The sequence below is a fragment of the Arthrobacter castelli DSM 16402 genome (assembly GCF_000430705.1).
GTDB lineage: Bacteria > Actinomycetota > Actinomycetes > Actinomycetales > Micrococcaceae > Arthrobacter_C > Arthrobacter_C castelli.
This window is the reverse complement of the sequence record NZ_AUMN01000048.1, coordinates 1-1487: the sequence shown is the minus strand read 5'-3', so window position 1 is coordinate 1487 and position 1487 is coordinate 1. Positions and strand designations below refer to the sequence as shown.

The 1487-nt window shown below is 64.2% G+C and carries 1 protein-coding gene; it reads right to left on the bottom strand.

The features are described 5' to 3' along the window. Nucleotides 1-12: 12 nt before the first annotated feature. Nucleotides 13-1335 (bottom strand): ISL3 family transposase, encoded by a 1323-nt coding sequence (locus H535_RS0121625; RefSeq protein WP_245580415.1) that lies wholly within the window; start codon nucleotides 1333-1335, stop codon nucleotides 13-15. Between the last annotated feature and the right edge of the window lie 152 nt (nucleotides 1336-1487).

Genomic DNA, 1487 nt, shown 5'->3' with positions numbered 1-1487 from the left:
GGCTCTTCGCATTTAGGCATGGTTAGCGGTTTTTCGCCGGTAGGGGCGGTGGCCGCCGGCGGCCAGTAGGCATCTGAGCCTGTAGTTGGCGAAGTTGCGGAATCCGCGGGCGATACGGCGGGTGGTTTCGATGACGCCGTTAATCGCTTCGGTGGGACCGTTTGATGCTCCTCCGGTATCGAAGTAGGCCAGTATCGCACTCTTCCACGCCCGCAGGCTCCGTCCGAGGCGGGCGATCTCAGGGATCGGGCACGTGGGGAACGAGGTCAGTATTTCGGTGACCAGTTGCCGGCCCCGGGCAGGGCTGGCGTGGTAGACGGCCCGCAGCTTCTGGTAGCAGTGCCAGGCCAGCGTGACCTCGTCTTTGGGATCGCCGGTGGTCAGCTTCTTCTCCAGCCGGGCGGCTTGTTTTTCGGTGAGGTGCTCGGCGCCGATCTGCAGGGTCCTGCGGATTCCGTAGAGGGGATCGCCTTTTCGTCCGCGGTGTCCCAGGGTGTCCTGCTGGACGCGGCGGCGGACGTCGTCAACGGCGGCGCCACCAAGTTTGACGACGTGAAACGCGTCGAGGACAGTGATGGATTCGGGCAGTTCGTCGCGGACAGCATTGGCGTAGCCGCGGAACGGATCCAAGGTTGCGACTTTGATTCCGGCGGCGAAATCTTTGCCCTGTTCTTTGAGCCAATCGGCGTAAGCCTTCCCCGAACGTCCCGGAACGAGGTCCAGTAAACGGGCGTGGACCTTGCCCTCCTCGTCCCGGGTGTGATCGACAATTCCGGTGATCATGCCGGAGCCGGGCAGACCTGTATGAGTCCAGACATGCTCGTCCACGCCGAGGGCATCGACATCCTTGAGCCGGCCCTCATCGGCGATCCGCCTCCTGGCCTCGGCCTCGATCCCGTCCCAGGCAGTGTGCCAGGACACGCCGAGCTGGTAGGCCAGCGCGGCCACCGAGGTATCGAATCGCTCCAGCGCGTTCGTGGCCCAGCGCACCGCCCGAGCGGTCAGCTTCGCCCGGGGCCCGGCCAGCGGGTGCTCTTCAGTGAACGTGCCGGTCGGACAGCCGGAGTCGGGGCAGCGCCATACTCGTTTGGCCCACAGAAGGCGCACCGGGCGGCCGAAACACGGGATGTCGTGCAGACGGATCCGCCTGCGTCCGTGCCCGATGGCAACGACGCCGCAGGCCGGGCAACCAGCCAGGGACTGATCCGTTTCAATGCGAAGGAGCAGGCTCTCGGCAGATCCGGTGACGGAGGTGATGTGCACTCCAGTGATACCGAGCAGAGTGTCAGCGCGTTCGCACCAGCGCCCACCGGGACAGGACGTAGAATTAGACAAGTCAGGGTCTCTTTTGAGGTTGGAAGTTTGGTCGCTACCAATTCAAAGAGACCCTGACCCCGTTCCGTGCGCGCCACGCCGCAGCAGCCGCAGAACATCCCGCCATCTCAAATTCCTGAGGACACCCTAACCACGCTCAAATGCGAAGGGCC